Origin of the sequence: Tatumella saanichensis (genome assembly GCF_000439375.1) — a bacterium.
Lineage (GTDB): Bacteria > Pseudomonadota > Gammaproteobacteria > Enterobacterales > Enterobacteriaceae > Tatumella > Tatumella saanichensis.
The window spans coordinates 17876-31627 of sequence record NZ_ATMI01000037.1 but is presented as its reverse complement, the minus strand read 5'-3'; the positions used below and the strand labels follow the sequence as shown (position 1 = coordinate 31627).

The window sequence follows — 13752 nt, the reverse complement described above, 5'->3', positions numbered from 1 at the left end:
CCGCCCCTACGGTGGTGGGCCGGGAATGTTGATGATGGTTCAACCCTTACGGGATGCCATCCATGCAGCGAAAGCAGCGGCAGGTGAAGGCGCTAAGGTGATTTATCTGTCACCTCAGGGACGCAAACTCGACCAACAAGGGGTTTGCGAATTAGCAGCTGATCAGAAGTTGATTCTGGTGTGTGGTCGCTATGAAGGTATTGATGAGCGGGTAATCGACGCCGAAATTGATGAAGAATGGTCAATCGGTGATTACGTACTCAGTGGCGGGGAACTGCCAGCAATGACGATGATTGACTCGGTCGCTCGGTTTATTCCGGGGGTGCTCGGGAAACAAGCATCGGCGGATGAAGATTCGTTTTCTGAAGGATTGCTGGATTGTCCGCATTATACCCGACCTGAAGTGTTAGAAGGTGTGGAAGTTCCGCCGGTATTACTGTCGGGTAACCATGCTGAGATACGTCGCTGGCGTCTGAAACAGTCGTTAGGCCGTACCTGGCTAAGAAGACCTGAGCTTCTGGAAAACCTGGCTCTGACTGAAGAGCAAACAAAATTGTTGCGTGAGTTCCGTCAGGAACAAAAGCAGCAACAACATGATGATACGGAAGAGTAATCTTCCCTGAATATCAGTTTACCCAGGATAAGAGATTTAATTATGAGCAACATTATTAAACAAATTGAACAAGAACAGATGAAACAGGATGTACCTTCATTCCGTCCGGGTGATTCCGTGGAAGTGAAAGTATGGGTCGTTGAAGGTTCTAAAAAACGTCTGCAGGCATTCGAGGGCGTGGTTATCGCTATCCGTAACCGCGGTCTGCACTCTGCATTCACTGTTCGCAAGATTTCTAACGGCGAAGGTGTTGAGCGTGTATTCCAGACTCACTCACCGGTAATTGACAGCATTGCTGTTAAACGTCGTGGTGCTGTACGTCAGGCCAAACTGTACTACCTGCGTGAGCGTACTGGTAAGGCTGCTCGTATCAAAGAGCGTCTTAACTAAGGTATCGCTAACGCGACATCTAAAAGTTAATAGCAAACAAGGGGTTGACCATAGGTCAGCCCCTTTTTTATGAATTGCCGCTGGTTTTTTCCATAAAAAAGCCGGTCAGAGGACCGGCTGTTATTCTCTGGCTGATAGGCTATCAGCGCGCAACGATAAAGCGATCGCTGTCAGCAATGTAGGATTTCTCTCCTGCTGGGGCGTCGATAGAACCGAAGTTCATCTGAGCGCGCAGTTTCCAGCTAGCGGGGATATTCCAGCTCTGCTGCACATCTTCGTCAACCAGTGGATTATAATGTTGCAGGTTAGCGCCGATATTTTTCTCCGCCAGCGCCAGCCAGACTGCATACTGGGCGATCCCGGTACTGTGTTCAGACCACACTGGGAAGTTATCCGCATAGGTAGGGAACTGCTGCTGCAGTCCGCTGACCACACTCTGGTCTTCAAAAAAAAGCACTGAACCGGCTGCCGCGGCAAAACCGTCAATTTTCTTCTCGGTGGCGGCAAAGGCCTCTGCAGGAACGCGTTTACGTAACTGCGCCTTGGTCAATTCCCAGAACTTCTTGTGTTCGTGGTTCAGCAGGATCAGAGCACGTGAGCTTTGAGAGTTAAAAGCCGAGGGCGCATTTTTGATGGCCGTTTCAATCAGCGCAATCACCTCATCTTCTGGTAACGGCGGGGTTGAACCCAAGGCATAAATCGTTCTACGTTTTGCGGCCAGTTCACTGAAACCTTGCGACATATTCTCTCCTTAATGATTAATGGCCCCCCAGGATAGTTACCGTACTCCACGGAGACGTAGCCGGAGGAACTGACGGTTCATTTCATCACTGATACTACGCCTTTAGCACGCTGAAGAAACTCTGTGGAAAGTATCAAATCATTTCCTCTGTCCGGGTGGGTGGGACAGAGAAATCGCGCACTACTGATGCTTATTCCACCGACAAAGCAACAATGGTAGATAAAATAGTCATTAAAAATTAATGTTTCTCTGATGCATATCAATGCTTGCCGTTACCGAGTCCGGCATTATGATAGGCAAGAGCCATTAACGGCCATTCTTCTTAGAGGAGTTCCGCTATGAAAGCAGCAGTTGTCACCCATGACCATCAGGTAGAGATTGTTGATAAAGAGTTGCGCTCACTAGAGCATGGTGAAGCCCTGCTACAGATGGAGTACTGCGGGGTCTGTCATACGGATTTACATGTCAAAAATGGCGATTTCGGCGATAAAACCGGTGTCATCCTCGGTCATGAGGGCATCGGTATCGTGAAAAAAATCGGCCCTGGCGTGACCTCGCTCAAACCGGGTGACCGTGCCAGCGTGGCGTGGTTTTTCCAAGGCTGTGGCTACTGTGAATACTGTAACAGTGGTAATGAAATTCTGTGTCGTAATGTCAAAAATGCGGGTTATACCGTCGACGGCGGCATGGCGGAAGAATGTATTGTAGTGGCCGATTATGCGGTAAAAGTCCCTGATGGCTTGGATGCAGCGGCGGCCAGCAGCATCACTTGCGCCGGTGTCACCACCTATAAAGCCGTTAAGGTCTCGAAGATCCAGCCGGGTCAGTGGATTGCCATCTACGGTCTGGGCGGTCTGGGTAACTTGGCACTGCAGTATGCTAAAAATGTCTTTAATGCCAAAGTGGTGGCGGTTGACGTCAATGACAGCCAGCTGGCCTTTGCCAAAGAGATGGGCGCGGATCTGACCATCAATCCACTGAACGAAGACGCAGCCAAAATCATGCAGGAGAAATGTGGCGGAGCCCATGCTGCAGTGGTAACAGCGGTGGCTAAATCGGCTTTTAACTCTGCGGTGTATTCTGTGCGTGCCGGTGGACGGGTCGTGGCAGTCGGTTTACCACCGGAATCCATGAGCTTAGATATTCCGCGACTGGTGCTGGACGGTATCGAAGTGGTGGGGTCTTTGGTTGGCACCCGTAAGGATTTGAGTGAGGCTTTCCGCTTTGCTGCCGAAGGGAAAGTGGTGCCAAAAGTGGAAAAACGGCCAGTGGAAGATATTAATACCATCTTCGATGAAATGGAGCAGGGGAAAATCAAAGGTCGCATGGTGATCGATTTCTGCTCTCATCATCATCACTGATTTTTGCCAAGTGTTTTCAAGCCCTGACCATTGGTCGGGGCTTTTTTTTTGCCTAAACAGGGGCGGCGGTACTGCCCGGCTAATCACTGGTAGAATTGGTCAGACCGGTTTATAAAGTAAAGCCTGATTGATCACAAAATGGAATATCAGATTGTGATCAGCTTCATAACGACTTAACAATGAATTTACATTCTGGTTAGGATAACGGTGATGACGGTAATAGAGTGCCGTCTGGCATGGTGTTGAGATAATCAGGGAGTGAGCGGTAATGCGCTTATCATCGGATAAAATCAGTGACCTACTGATCAAACGGCTGCAGAAATTGATTACAGACCGGCAGCTGGAGGCCGGGATGCGGTTGCCTTCTGAGCGGACTCTGGCGGCAGAGCTACAGGTCTCGCGAGCATCAGTGCGTGAAGCCCTGCAGAAGCTTAACAGTCGTGGGCTGTTATCCACTCGACCTGGCGGCGGCAGCTACCTGTGTCGGGCCCTAAGTCCTTGGTCTACTCCCGATATTGATTCGCCGCTGACTGCAGCCCCCACCGATGCAGCACAGTCTCAGGCCGATATCCTTGAGGCTAGGCAGACACTGGAGGCTGGGACCGCTTGGTATGCAGCGCTCAGGGCGAGCGCAGAAGATAAACAGCGGTTGCAATACTGTTTTGATGCGCTCTGTGAACTTCAGTACCAAGGCGATGCTGGCCTGATAGCCAGGGCAGATGCCCGTTTTCATTTAATGATTGCTGAAGCTTCGCATAACGCCGTGTTACTTAGCACCATGCGTGGTCTGTTTGCTTTATTACACAGTTCGGTATTGCAGACGCGTCAGCAGATGTTTACCGATGAGCAGGTCATCCGACAGCTGTCAGAACAACATCAACACTTATTGCAGGCGATCCTGCTGGGCGATGCACCCGCCGCCCGAGATGCTGCTTTGACTCATCTGAGTTTCGTCTGTCATACCCACCGCTATCCCGAAAATGAGACGTCCGAGCTGCAAGCAAACCTACTGCTGCCCGGTGCTTTTCTGACCAGAGAGAGTGATTTATGATTATTTCCGCATCATCAGATTATCGTGCAGCGGCTGAGCGACGTCTGCCGCCATTCTTGTTTCACTACATTGACGGTGGCGCTTACGCAGAGTACACCATGAAGCGCAATAGCAAGGACTTGTCAGCGATTGCGCTACGCCAGCGTGTGTTACGCAATATGTCATCTCTCAGCCTTGAGACGCAGTTGTTTGGTGAAACCTTGTCTATGCCGGTGGCCCTTGGCCCGGTAGGGCTGACCGGTATGTATGCCCGCCGTGGGGAAGTGCAGGCAGCCAAAGCAGCCGAACAGGCAGGGCTACCCTTCACCTTATCGACCGTGTCTGTTTGCCCGATTGAAGAAGTGACCTCCGCAATTAAACGCCCAATGTGGTTTCAGTTATATGTACTGCGCGATCGCGGCTTTATGCGCAATGCGCTGGAGAGAGCCAAGGCTGCCGGTTGCAGCACCTTGGTGTTTACCGTCGATATGCCGACTCCTGGCGCACGTTACCGGGATGCCCATTCAGGGATGAGCGGCCCTTTTGCCGCCTCACGGCGCTATCTGCAATCGGTACAGCATCCTGCTTGGGCCTGGGATGTTGGTGTCAGAGGGCGGCCCCATGATCTGGGTAACGTGTCAGCCTATCTAGGAAAGCCCACCAAACTTGAGGATTATATTGGTTGGTTGTCGAAAAATTTCGATCCCTCAATAAGTTGGAAAGATCTGGAATGGATCCGCGAGTTCTGGGATGGCCCGATGGTCATCAAAGGCATTCTTGACCCTGAAGATGCCCGTGATGCAGTACGTTTTGGTGCCGATGGGATCGTAGTATCGAACCACGGTGGCCGACAGCTTGACGGGGTGCTTTCCACCGCCAGAGCGATGCCGGCGATTGCCAATGCGGTGAAGGGCGACATTACCTTACTGGCAGACAGCGGTATACGTAATGGATTAGATGTGGTGCGGATGCTGGCGCTGGGTGCTGAAACGGTACTGCTAGGACGGGCTTTTATCTACGCCTTGGCAGCGCAGGGACAGCAGGGGGTAGAACACTTACTGACACTGTTTGCCAATGAGATGCGTGTCGCGATGACCCTCACTGGCGCCAAATCGGTACAGGAGATCACGCCACAATTGTTGGCGGAAGCGGGGATCAGTCTAGGGCGGTCATAACCTGACTATCAAGCAATTCTGCTCACAGCGTCTATACTTTGGTCAGGCTTTCAAAACGGAGAATTGTATGACCATTCATAAAAAAGGTTCCGCACATTGGGAAGGCGATATCAAAGGGAAGGGGACTGTCAGTACTGAAAGCGGTGCCCTGAGTCAGCAGCCGTATGGCTTTAATACCCGCTTTGAGGATAAGCCAGGTACCAATCCGGAAGAGCTTATCGGTGCGGCCCATGCGGCCTGTTTCTCCATGGCACTGTCGCTGATGCTCGGTAACGCCGGTCATCCGCCCAAGAGCATTGATACCACTGCGGATGTGTCGTTGGATAAGAAGGGGGAAGGCTTCGCCATTACCAAAGTGGCACTGAAGAGTGTGATTGAGCTTCCAGGAATCGATGAAAAAGAGTTTGATGAGATTATCCTGAAAGCCAAAGCCGGTTGCCCGGTGTCACAACTTTTGGATACTGAAATCACCCTCGACTACGTCCTGGAAAACTGATCCCGAACTGACAGCCTGCCGAGATTGGCATTGCCGTCGGCGGGCTGCTTACTTTTCTTCTGTGCGAGGTACTGCCTTTTTCCCTTTTGCTACCCGAGTGACTGCCGTTGGATCTGCGGCAATAAATTCAAAGGTCGGGGCATAGTAAAACGGTAGCCAACCGCCATAGCCTGTTTCCCACTCCCAGCGCACTGGGCAGGGCCACAGAATATCATCGTACAGTAAATAGTAGACCCATCGCCCCGATGGTTTACGCGGGCGTCTGATGTGTGATGATTTCATGAAATATCCGGCGAATTAACAACGACACTATCCGGCAGTGAGGGAGTGACCGTTTTACCGTCCCTGCGGGCGAAAGTTACTCAGACTGTGGCTCGGTTTGTTCATTGCGTAGTACCTCGCCGCACAACAAAAATACTCGCGGACGTACCTTGTGTAGCCGGTCTATCATCTGTTGGCAACTGGCATGGTCCGGATAAATTTTTTCGGAGACGGGTAACGCATCACAGGCATCATTCCCGCAGGCGCTGACCAGCAATACAAATCCGATTAACATCATTCCCTCCCGGAAACCGCAGACCTTAGTTGTGAACACAGGGTTAACCAGTATAGCACTCTGCCAGCAAAGATTTTGTGAATCTCCTTGTCATGACACAGGATTATTTTCCGTCTCCCCTAGGCTAAGGTACACTTACGTTTTATTTCAGAAGAGCCTTTACCATGCAAACACCCGCTAAAACCCTAATGATGAATGAATCCATTGCCCATCCTTCCCAGCAACCTGAGCAGGCGGCGTTACAGGTGGTCATTGAATTGGTGCGTGCCGGCAAACTTAGCCCGTTACAGGGCGATGCGGGGAATATGATTTCACTCTATGAACAGTTCAAAAATCACTTTTGCCGTGAGGGCAGTGGTCAATAAACGGTTAGCCTGAACGGGGAAGTCGCCTCGTTCAGGCGGAGAAATAGAGCGCGGGGATCAGCGCAATCAGGTTATTCAGGGTGTGTAAGAACACTGGTAATGCCAAGCCGCGGCTTTTGATCCTAGCCCAGCACAGTAATAATGAAAATAGTGTCAGCGCCACAATCGATTGCCAGTGGATATACTGTGTGTGCAGGGCTGAAAACAGCAGTGAGGTGAGTAACATGCAGGCAAAACGGCTGCTCGGTGCCCACAGTAAAAATGTCTGCAGTAAAAAGCCGCGAAACAGCACTTCTTCAAAGACCGGAGCTAGGCAGACGGCGGTGATCAGTAGCAGTAATCGTGAGCTCTGGCCAGTATTGGCTTGCTCGGATAACCACACCTCGGGCAGTAAAAACTGGGTTTCCGCGACGATCAATAGCAGCAGCGCCACCATAAACAGAAATGTCTGCCCCGTTGCCAGTTGGCCGAAAGGGATATCATTGCGTCTTTGACAGTAAAAGCGATACAGCGGGTAAATTGCTGCAAATTCTAGTAGGCAGAGTACCGGCACCAGCAACCCATGCGTCTGCAGTGCCCCAAAGTCGGGGAACAGTGTGATCATTAATGTGACCAAGTAATAGATCACAAAACAGCCCAAGTAGAACGCGGTTAATGTAATTTTATCGCTACGAGTATTCATCATCAGTCCGGTCCTGAGAATCCTCTGAATCATATCAATGGCAGTGATCGCTGTCGAGTCACCCGGTAGCTGATGGGCAAAGCAATCCTGTCAGTATTGCTGAGGTAAAATAATACCCTGATGTGGTCGTACAGGGCTTAGTAATGCTATTTTACTGACAACAGTACAGAGTAACCCCGCGACACAAGGAGCGAAGATGACGTTTCAAACTAATAGCCTGTTACTGACGGCGATGGTATTGCTAGTGGGGTGTCAGTCCCACAAGACGGAAACCACCTATGTTCCAGATGATGACATGTGTGGTGCTTCACAGTTTCAGAACTATGTCGGCCAACCGTTAAACCGGGTAGTTAATCAGCGCTTTGGTACCCAGGCCAGGGCGATTGCCTATGACTCTGTAGTCAGCATGGACTTTAACCTACGTCGCCTCAACTTTATGGCCGATAAACAAGGCAATATTGTCCGTGTTTACTGCGGCTGATCGAGGAAAGGGTTGGCAATCAATACATCGGAGACCTGATTAAGCCCGGGTAAATGCACTAATATAGCGGTGTAGTGTCTGTAAAGTGTTAAGACTGGTATCGATGGATAAATAGCGTGGCGATACGGACTTTTCTGAGCCACAGTCGGGATATACTCATACATGAAGCGTAACTTATACATGAGGTCAATATTATGCTCCGACTAATAAAAGCTGCTGCAGTACTTGGCGTTGTGGTCATGCTTAATGGGTGCATTTTCCCGCCTCCGGGCGGCGGCGGTGGCTGGGGTGGTCCTGGTGGCGGCGGTCCTGGTGGCGGTCCACACTATGGTTATTCTGGTCGCTAATCACCGCACTTAACATTCTCTCTCCGCGAAGGCGGGGAGAGAAATTTCCCCGTATCGTCAATGATACTTTCTACAGCACTCCCACCATTCACTGTCTTATGGCTATTTCTTCTCAAAAACACTTTAAAAGTGAATAAATATGTCAGTAAATTTACGCTGTATTTTATTTATGAAATTAACTGTATCAGTTTTATAAAAAAATCTGTTTTTTTAAAATTTACGGTGTTACCGTCATGCTCTGTTCATTCCGGGGCAAAGCTATGAAAAATCTTGTTGCAGAGCTATTAATTAAACTTGCAGAGAAAGATGAAGAACACCGGCTTTTGCAGGAACGACTGACAGCAATGGAATTGATTGTTGCGTCATTATTGGAAACTATCACGCCGGAAGCCAGAACCTCTTTTCATCAGACCTTTGAATCCCTGACCAATCAAGCGGCGGATGCTTCAGCACAACGTGAAGCCCTCACTGCCTGGGCTGGTTGCCTTGAAAAAATTGCAGCAATGAAGCAATTATAATATAGGATAGATAACAGGAATTCCTTCACTAGAAGGGTTCTGTTTTTGGCCGTTTTTTAAGACAGGAGTAATTATGAATAAAATGATTGTTGCCGCCGTACTGGGCGGACTGTTAATGGCAGGACAGGCCTCAGCAGCAGAGCGCACTGCACAGCAGCAGAAGATGGTTGATTGTAATCATCAGGCATCATCTCAGTCTCTAAAAGGGACTGCTCGTAAATCCTTTATGAGTACCTGCCTGAAAAAAACCAGCACTAATGCCGGTGTGACCGCTCAGCAGCAGAAAATGAAAACTTGTAATGCCGATGCCAAACAGAAATCCCTAAAAGGGGCTGAGCGTAAAAGCTTTATGAGCAGCTGCCTGAAAAAAGGCTGATCATAAGGGTGGGTAGTCACAGCGGATACTCACCCTGTTAAAGACCTTATCAGTATTCTACATTCCTTTCCTGATTAATCCTTACATTACCTTTACACTTCGCATTTACTGCTAAGCAAAAGTCACGGGCGGAACTATACTTCGCTACCGACAGTACTTTCAGTATTTTTAATTTCCCGAAATTAAATGAGCGGATGGAACCATGATTGCTGTTATTATTCTCGGCATATTTGTCATCAGTGTCTGTTATGCCCATTCACGCGGTAAGGTAAAGCAGAAACTCTCTCGGCAGTTATTTGACCACTCTACCTTTATGGCGCCGGTAAATATGTTTATGACCGGGTTTTCTGCATTGCCCCCCGAACGAGCATGGTTTTCTGAGCAGCAGTTTCCAGAACTCAATTCCCTGACGGTAAACTGGGAAGTGATCCGCGATGAAGCCTTAGCCCTACAAAATCATATTAAAGCCGCCAGCAGTCATAATGATGCAGGGTTTAATACCTTTTTTAAACGGGGTTGGAAACGTTTCTATCTGAAATGGTACGGTGATGCCCATCCTTCAGCGCGAGAGCTTTGTCCGGTCACCACCCGTCTGGTCAGTGACATTCCTTCGATCAAAGCGGCCATGTTTGCTGAACTGCCGGCGGGCAGTCATCTTGGTCAGCACCGTGACCCTTATGCGGGCTCGGTTCGCTATCATCTCGGTCTGTCAACACCCAACGATGATCGCTGTTTTATTGATGTAGATGGGATCAGTGAAAGTTGGCGTGACGGTAAGGCGATGATATTTGATGAGACCTATGTCCATTGGGCGCAAAATAATACCGATAAGACACGGATTATCCTGTTCTGTGATATTGAGAGGCCGATGAAATGGCCATGGGCACAGGCAGTAAACCGTTGGGTTGGCCGTAATTTAATGTCTGCCTCGGCGTCACCTAATGATGAAAATGATCACACTGGGGCAATTAATCGGCTGTTCAAATATGTGAATGCGTTACGGGATGCTGGCCAAAACCTGAAGAAGCGCAACCGTAAGCTCTACTACTTACTGAAAAACGGCATTATTGCACTGATCTTTATCTTACTGTTCCTGTCAGCCTGCTCCAGTTTATAAGCATTGATTGCCCCGGCGCGAGAGTCGGGGCATCTCCGCAGCAAACGGGTTACGATTTGCTGCTCAGTTCTTCGGACTTCTGCATACAGTGTTGCATCGCTTCGATAATTGCTGAGCGAAAACCTTTACTTTCCAGCGTCTGTACCGCGGCAATAGTGGTGCCCCCCGGGGAGCAGACCGCGTCTTTCAGTTCACCCGGATGCGTACCGGTTTCCAGCACCATCTGTGCGGCACCTTTCACGGCCTGGGCCGCAAATTCATAGGCCTGTTTTCTTGGCATCCCGCCCAGTACTGCAGCATCCGCCATCGCTTCAATCATCACAAACACATAAGCTGGCGCGGAGCCGCTGACGCCCACCACCGAGTGGATTAACGATTCATCAACCTGTTCGGCTTTACCAAAGCTTTTAAAAATATCAATAATACTCTGGGTTTCTTCTTCGGTAACCATCACATTCGGCGTTACGGAAGTCATCCCAACACCAACCAGTGCTGGGGTATTAGGCATGACGCGGATTATTTTACGGTCATGGCCCAGTACGGTAGCCAGTGCATCAAGGGTCACTCCGGCGGCAACTGATACCACCAGGCTGTCTTTATTCAGGTTACCGGCAATGCTACCCAGAATTTTCGTCGTCACCTTCGGCTTCACGGCACTGACCAGAATATCCACTTCTTTAGCCATCGATTCCAAGCTATCAGCTGCATTCAGGCCGTACTGGTGTGCCATGCTGTGGTTAGTTTCAGCTTTGCGGTCAAAGACCCAGATATTTTCAGGAGAAATGATCTGGGAGGCAATCATGCCGTTGATGATGGCTTTCGCCATGTTACCGCAACCGATGAAGCCCACTTTTTTATCAAGCATTGTCTATCCTTTGTTTTCGTCAGAAATTCTGCGGATGTGTATCGGAGTCGCCACTGTTCGGTTTCTCAACGGACGGTCGTCGCCGATTAACAGTTGTTCTCACCAGTGCCTATGGTTCACAATTCGCTTTCAGTCTCTTTCAGGAAATATTATGGCTATCTGGGTTGATGCAGACGCATGTCCGACAGTAATCAAAGAAATACTTTATCGTGCAGCGGAAAGAACGCAAACACATATTACCTTTGTTGCCAATCAGGCCTTAAGGGTACCCCCGTCGCCTTGGTTGCATACCTTACGGGTGGCAGCAGGCTTTGATGTCGCCGACAATGAAATCGTCAGACGGGTAAATCATGGGGATCTGGTGATCACTGCGGATATTCCCCTGGCCGCAGAGGTATTGGAAAAGGGCGCGGATGCCCTGAATCCACGGGGAGAACGTTATTCCCCGGCCACTATTCGTGAAAGACTGACGATGCGTGATTTTATGGATACGATGCGTGCCAGCGGCGTCGCTACCGGCGGACCTCCTGCGCTCAATCAGAAAGACCGGCAACTGTTTGCCAATGAACTGGATAAATGGTTCAGGCAGCGCTAAGGCCGCCTGAACCTGTGACGGGATCTACTGATTACAGGAAACTATCGTCATCATCATTGAAGTTATCGCCGCCGAGAAAGCTGTCAAAGCCTCCGCCACTGTTATCATCCCAACGGTCATCTGCCGGTGCATCATAGCCTTGGTTAAAGGTATCCAGGTTCGGATCATAATCCGGCGTTTCCATCGGCGTTTCGTTAATCACATTAACGATTTCTTCCGGCTGAGAGTGGTGGAACATGCTGGTCAACATATCGGCCAACACCACTCCCCCGGCAACCCCGGCCGCGGTCTGTAATGCACCACTCATAAAGCCCCCGGCCCGCGAGGACGCAGCAGGCTGTGGGGTATAACCTGATTGCTGTGCCGGTTGCTGCGGCTGAGCACCCCAGGCGGGCTGTGAAGGCGCGGACTGACGCGGCTGACTGTTGCCACCCCCGAACAGCCCGGATAAGAAGCCGCCGCTACTCTGCTGAGGCTGCTGCTTCACTTGATTTTCCAGCTGCATTACACGGTCATTCAGTTTTTTCAGGGCGGCTTCCTGCACCAGGATAGCTTGGGCCATGTAGTAGGCCGCTGCAGGCTGATTCTGCAGATGGTTCTTAATTAACTGCTCAGCGGCCGCATCTCGCGGGCCGGTTTGGCTTTCTGCCTGTTGTAAACGGGTGAACAGACCATCAATCAGTTTTTGTTCTTCGCTCTGCATAGTGAAACCTCTCATCATCTTTTAAGACACTACCGTTCGGGCGGGCAGTGCGGGTGACATTCATTCACTTTAAGAAGACGACGCCTGTCACTGGGGCCTCGTCACGGTAAGATTTGCGGGCAGACTGCTTACCCACCTGTCATTTTATATGGGGCTAACTCACCATAAAGTAAATGGCTGCCTTCGAAAAAAGGTTTTTTTCGGACATTTCAGACCCTGAGCGCATCAATTTTCTCGGTGGTGGCCGCTGTAGGTGGCTGAGAAGGGCAAGAACGGTTATCATGCGTCCATTACCCGTATTCAGTCAATCAGCGAGCTCCCGGCGGAGGATTAGCCTTTATGTCATTACCCATTTATCTGATCGGTGCCCGGGGTTGTGGGAAGACCACCATTGGACACCGTCTGTCACAGACACTGGGCTATGCTTTCCGCGATACCGATCATCATTTACAGAATGTTCGCTGCATCAGTATTGCGCAAATTGTAGCTGAGCAGGGGTGGGAGGTATTCCGCACCATGGAAGCTGAATCTCTGCAACAGGTTACTGCGCCTTCATCCATTATTGCTACCGGCGGGGGGATTATACTGCGTCCGGAAAATTGTCAGTTTATGCGCGACAATGGGCGGGTCGTGTGGCTGAATGTCGAACCGAAAGAACTTGCTCGGCGGCTGATTGTCGACCCTGAAGCCGAGCAACGACCAACGCTGACCGGCCGGCCAATCAGCGAAGAGATGAGTGACATCTTGACTATCCGTCGCCCTCTGTACTCGTCAGCAGCTCATCATATTGTTGATGCTGCTCGCTCCCCTGACGCGGTGGTAGACGATATTCTGCACATTCTTCGCCAGCAACAGGCGGGCTAATATCTCTGAGCGGAAGGTAGGCTGACTGTGCACCTGCGTGGCCGCCGTTTTGACTTCCTGCATCCGCTTTCAAAGGGCATTGTCCTGACTTCGCCTAAGTAAATGATGTCGCAGATTTTTTACGTGACAAGCGGTGATTTCTGCTCTTACACTGTCGAAAACCCCCGCAGATTACTAAGGAAATCACATGCTGAAGTCAAATGAGTACTTTGAAGGTAAAGTGAAGTCGATTGCTTTTGAAAACACCCTGTCTGGAGAAGCAACCATCGGGGTCATGTCCACCGGGGAATACACCTTTGGTACCGGAAAACCTGAAGAGATGACCGTGGTTAGCGGCGCGCTGAAAGTGCTGTTGCCAGGTGAAACAGAATGGCAGTGGTTTGAAGCCGGTTCATCCTTTAATGTGCCGGGAAAAAGTGAGTTTTATTTGCAGGTTGCAGAGGAAAGCGCATACCTCTGTCGCTACCTGTAACGGA

At 50.2% G+C, this 13752-nt stretch carries 21 protein-coding genes; 15 read left to right on the top strand and 6 right to left on the bottom strand.

The features are described 5' to 3' along the window. Both trmD and rplS read left to right on the top strand, forming a co-directional pair. Nucleotides 1–613: tRNA (guanosine(37)-N1)-methyltransferase TrmD (trmD, locus tag DW47_RS0110660; RefSeq protein WP_029686415.1), on the top strand; the 613-nt coding region annotated here is incomplete at its 5' end. Nucleotides 614–655: 42 nt separating this feature from the next. Next, nucleotides 656–1003, top strand: a complete 348-nt coding sequence (gene rplS, locus DW47_RS0110655) for a 50S ribosomal protein L19 (RefSeq protein ID WP_025902542.1) — start codon at nucleotides 656–658, stop codon at nucleotides 1001–1003. 142 nt (nucleotides 1004–1145) lie between these two features. Here the strand turns inward: rplS and DW47_RS0110650 are convergent, their stop codons facing one another. After that, a complete protein-coding gene (locus DW47_RS0110650) occupies nucleotides 1146–1745 on the bottom strand; it encodes a nitroreductase family protein (RefSeq protein WP_029686414.1) in 600 nt (199 codons plus the stop codon). A gap of 338 nt (nucleotides 1746–2083) precedes the next feature. On the opposite strand from DW47_RS0110650, the gene adhP reads away from it, so the two are divergent. The 4 genes from adhP to DW47_RS0110630 all read left to right on the top strand — a co-directional run bounded on the left by adhP (nucleotide 2084) and on the right by DW47_RS0110630 (nucleotide 5807). Beyond that, on the top strand, nucleotides 2084–3106 hold the full coding sequence (gene adhP, locus DW47_RS0110645; RefSeq protein ID WP_029686413.1) for an alcohol dehydrogenase AdhP: 1023 nt from the start codon (nucleotides 2084–2086) through the stop codon (nucleotides 3104–3106). 268 nt (nucleotides 3107–3374) lie between these two features. Continuing rightward, on the top strand, nucleotides 3375–4157 hold the full coding sequence (locus DW47_RS0110640) for an FCD domain-containing protein (protein WP_029686412.1): 783 nt from the start codon (nucleotides 3375–3377) through the stop codon (nucleotides 4155–4157). Beyond that, the gene (gene lldD, locus DW47_RS0110635) at nucleotides 4154–5311 is read left to right on the top strand and encodes an FMN-dependent L-lactate dehydrogenase LldD (protein WP_029686411.1); all 1158 of its coding nucleotides are present in this window, start codon (nucleotides 4154–4156) and stop codon (nucleotides 5309–5311) included. The genes DW47_RS0110640 and lldD overlap by 4 nt, the downstream gene beginning before the upstream one ends. 67 nt (nucleotides 5312–5378) lie before the next feature. Continuing rightward, complete coding sequence (locus tag DW47_RS0110630) at nucleotides 5379–5807, top strand: OsmC family protein (protein WP_029686410.1); 429 nt, start codon at nucleotides 5379–5381, stop codon at nucleotides 5805–5807. Nucleotides 5808–5855: 48 nt separating this feature from the next. On the opposite strand, the gene DW47_RS0110625 is transcribed toward DW47_RS0110630, so the two are convergent. Continuing rightward, on the bottom strand, nucleotides 5856–6089 hold the full coding sequence (locus DW47_RS0110625; RefSeq protein ID WP_029686409.1) for a hypothetical protein: 234 nt from the start codon (nucleotides 6087–6089) through the stop codon (nucleotides 5856–5858). Nucleotides 6090–6165: 76 nt separating this feature from the next. Beyond that, the gene (locus DW47_RS0110620; protein WP_029686408.1) at nucleotides 6166–6363 is read right to left on the bottom strand and encodes a hypothetical protein; all 198 of its coding nucleotides are present in this window, start codon (nucleotides 6361–6363) and stop codon (nucleotides 6166–6168) included. A gap of 164 nt (nucleotides 6364–6527) precedes the next feature. On the opposite strand from DW47_RS0110620, the gene DW47_RS17565 reads away from it, so the two are divergent. Then, nucleotides 6528–6728: a hypothetical protein gene (locus tag DW47_RS17565; RefSeq protein ID WP_038027530.1), complete on the top strand. Its 201-nt coding sequence runs from the start codon at nucleotides 6528–6530 to the stop codon at nucleotides 6726–6728. 31 nt (nucleotides 6729–6759) lie between these two features. On the opposite strand, the gene DW47_RS0110610 is transcribed toward DW47_RS17565, so the two are convergent. Beyond that, on the bottom strand, nucleotides 6760–7410 hold the full coding sequence (locus DW47_RS0110610; protein WP_029686407.1) for a CPBP family intramembrane glutamic endopeptidase: 651 nt from the start codon (nucleotides 7408–7410) through the stop codon (nucleotides 6760–6762). Nucleotides 7411–7606: 196 nt separating this feature from the next. Here DW47_RS0110610 and DW47_RS0110605 point away from each other — a divergent pair, with 196 nt between their 5' ends. The 5 genes from DW47_RS0110605 (at nucleotide 7607) to lpxO (ending at nucleotide 10249) form a co-directional block, all read left to right on the top strand. Continuing rightward, on the top strand, nucleotides 7607–7891 hold the full coding sequence (locus tag DW47_RS0110605) for an I78 family peptidase inhibitor (RefSeq protein WP_029686406.1): 285 nt from the start codon (nucleotides 7607–7609) through the stop codon (nucleotides 7889–7891). 194 nt (nucleotides 7892–8085) lie between these two features. Further along, entirely contained in the window at nucleotides 8086–8238 is a 153-nt protein-coding gene (locus DW47_RS17575; RefSeq protein ID WP_173391609.1) for a hypothetical protein, read from the top strand. 260 nt (nucleotides 8239–8498) lie between these two features. After that, complete coding sequence (locus tag DW47_RS0110595) at nucleotides 8499–8756, top strand: sigma-S stabilization anti-adapter protein IraP (RefSeq protein ID WP_029686405.1); 258 nt, start codon at nucleotides 8499–8501, stop codon at nucleotides 8754–8756. 73 nt (nucleotides 8757–8829) lie between these two features. Continuing rightward, nucleotides 8830–9132, top strand: coding sequence for a PsiF family protein (locus tag DW47_RS0110590; RefSeq protein WP_029686404.1), 303 nt, complete (start codon nucleotides 8830–8832; stop codon nucleotides 9130–9132). 202 nt (nucleotides 9133–9334) lie between these two features. Next, the gene (gene lpxO, locus DW47_RS0110585; protein WP_029686403.1) at nucleotides 9335–10249 is read left to right on the top strand and encodes a lipid A hydroxylase LpxO; all 915 of its coding nucleotides are present in this window, start codon (nucleotides 9335–9337) and stop codon (nucleotides 10247–10249) included. A 49-nt stretch (nucleotides 10250–10298) separates the two neighbouring features. Here the strand turns inward: lpxO and proC are convergent, their stop codons facing one another. Beyond that, nucleotides 10299–11114, bottom strand: coding sequence for a pyrroline-5-carboxylate reductase (proC, locus tag DW47_RS0110580; RefSeq protein WP_029686402.1), 816 nt, complete (start codon nucleotides 11112–11114; stop codon nucleotides 10299–10301). Between the two features lie 151 nt (nucleotides 11115–11265). On the opposite strand from proC, the gene DW47_RS0110575 reads away from it, so the two are divergent. Then, nucleotides 11266–11709 carry a YaiI/YqxD family protein gene (locus DW47_RS0110575; protein WP_029686401.1) on the top strand — a complete coding sequence of 148 codons (444 nt, stop codon included), beginning with the start codon at nucleotides 11266–11268 and terminating at the stop codon, nucleotides 11707–11709. A 31-nt stretch (nucleotides 11710–11740) separates the two neighbouring features. On the opposite strand, the gene DW47_RS0110570 is transcribed toward DW47_RS0110575, so the two are convergent. Beyond that, complete coding sequence (locus tag DW47_RS0110570; RefSeq protein ID WP_029686400.1) at nucleotides 11741–12412, bottom strand: DUF2076 domain-containing protein; 672 nt, start codon at nucleotides 12410–12412, stop codon at nucleotides 11741–11743. Nucleotides 12413–12751: 339 nt separating this feature from the next. Here DW47_RS0110570 and aroL point away from each other — a divergent pair, with 339 nt between their 5' ends. Both aroL and ppnP read left to right on the top strand, forming a co-directional pair. Next, nucleotides 12752–13276 carry a shikimate kinase AroL gene (gene aroL / locus DW47_RS0110565; protein ID WP_029686399.1) on the top strand — a complete coding sequence of 175 codons (525 nt, stop codon included), beginning with the start codon at nucleotides 12752–12754 and terminating at the stop codon, nucleotides 13274–13276. A 187-nt stretch (nucleotides 13277–13463) separates the two neighbouring features. Then, the gene (ppnP, locus tag DW47_RS0110560; protein WP_029686398.1) at nucleotides 13464–13748 is read left to right on the top strand and encodes a pyrimidine/purine nucleoside phosphorylase; all 285 of its coding nucleotides are present in this window, start codon (nucleotides 13464–13466) and stop codon (nucleotides 13746–13748) included. The last annotated feature ends 4 nt before the right edge of the window (nucleotides 13749–13752 follow it).

Bases quoted from the DNA above. Each gene is read 5' to 3' on its own strand.
- rplS (WP_025902542.1), top strand. From the start codon at position 656: ATGAGCAACATTATTAAACAAATTGAACAAGAACAGATGAAACAGGAT.
- DW47_RS0110650 (WP_029686414.1), bottom strand. From the start codon at position 1,745: ATGTCGCAAGGTTTCAGTGAACTGGCCGCAAAACGTAGAACGATTTAT.
- adhP (WP_029686413.1), top strand. From the start codon at position 2,084: ATGAAAGCAGCAGTTGTCACCCATGACCATCAGGTAGAGATTGTTGAT.
- DW47_RS0110640 (WP_029686412.1), top strand. From the start codon at position 3,375: ATGCGCTTATCATCGGATAAAATCAGTGACCTACTGATCAAACGGCTG.
- lldD (WP_029686411.1), top strand. From the start codon at position 4,154: ATGATTATTTCCGCATCATCAGATTATCGTGCAGCGGCTGAGCGACGT.
- DW47_RS0110630 (WP_029686410.1), top strand. From the start codon at position 5,379: ATGACCATTCATAAAAAAGGTTCCGCACATTGGGAAGGCGATATCAAA.
- DW47_RS0110625 (WP_029686409.1), bottom strand. From the start codon at position 6,089: ATGAAATCATCACACATCAGACGCCCGCGTAAACCATCGGGGCGATGG.
- DW47_RS0110620 (WP_029686408.1), bottom strand. From the start codon at position 6,363: ATGTTAATCGGATTTGTATTGCTGGTCAGCGCCTGCGGGAATGATGCC.
- DW47_RS17565 (WP_038027530.1), top strand. From the start codon at position 6,528: ATGCAAACACCCGCTAAAACCCTAATGATGAATGAATCCATTGCCCAT.
- DW47_RS0110610 (WP_029686407.1), bottom strand. From the start codon at position 7,410: ATGAATACTCGTAGCGATAAAATTACATTAACCGCGTTCTACTTGGGC.
- DW47_RS0110605 (WP_029686406.1), top strand. From the start codon at position 7,607: ATGACGTTTCAAACTAATAGCCTGTTACTGACGGCGATGGTATTGCTA.
- DW47_RS17575 (WP_173391609.1), top strand. From the start codon at position 8,086: ATGCTCCGACTAATAAAAGCTGCTGCAGTACTTGGCGTTGTGGTCATG.
- DW47_RS0110595 (WP_029686405.1), top strand. From the start codon at position 8,499: ATGAAAAATCTTGTTGCAGAGCTATTAATTAAACTTGCAGAGAAAGAT.
- DW47_RS0110590 (WP_029686404.1), top strand. From the start codon at position 8,830: ATGAATAAAATGATTGTTGCCGCCGTACTGGGCGGACTGTTAATGGCA.
- lpxO (WP_029686403.1), top strand. From the start codon at position 9,335: ATGATTGCTGTTATTATTCTCGGCATATTTGTCATCAGTGTCTGTTAT.
- proC (WP_029686402.1), bottom strand. From the start codon at position 11,114: ATGCTTGATAAAAAAGTGGGCTTCATCGGTTGCGGTAACATGGCGAAA.
- DW47_RS0110575 (WP_029686401.1), top strand. From the start codon at position 11,266: ATGGCTATCTGGGTTGATGCAGACGCATGTCCGACAGTAATCAAAGAA.
- DW47_RS0110570 (WP_029686400.1), bottom strand. From the start codon at position 12,412: ATGCAGAGCGAAGAACAAAAACTGATTGATGGTCTGTTCACCCGTTTA.
- aroL (WP_029686399.1), top strand. From the start codon at position 12,752: ATGTCATTACCCATTTATCTGATCGGTGCCCGGGGTTGTGGGAAGACC.
- ppnP (WP_029686398.1), top strand. From the start codon at position 13,464: ATGCTGAAGTCAAATGAGTACTTTGAAGGTAAAGTGAAGTCGATTGCT.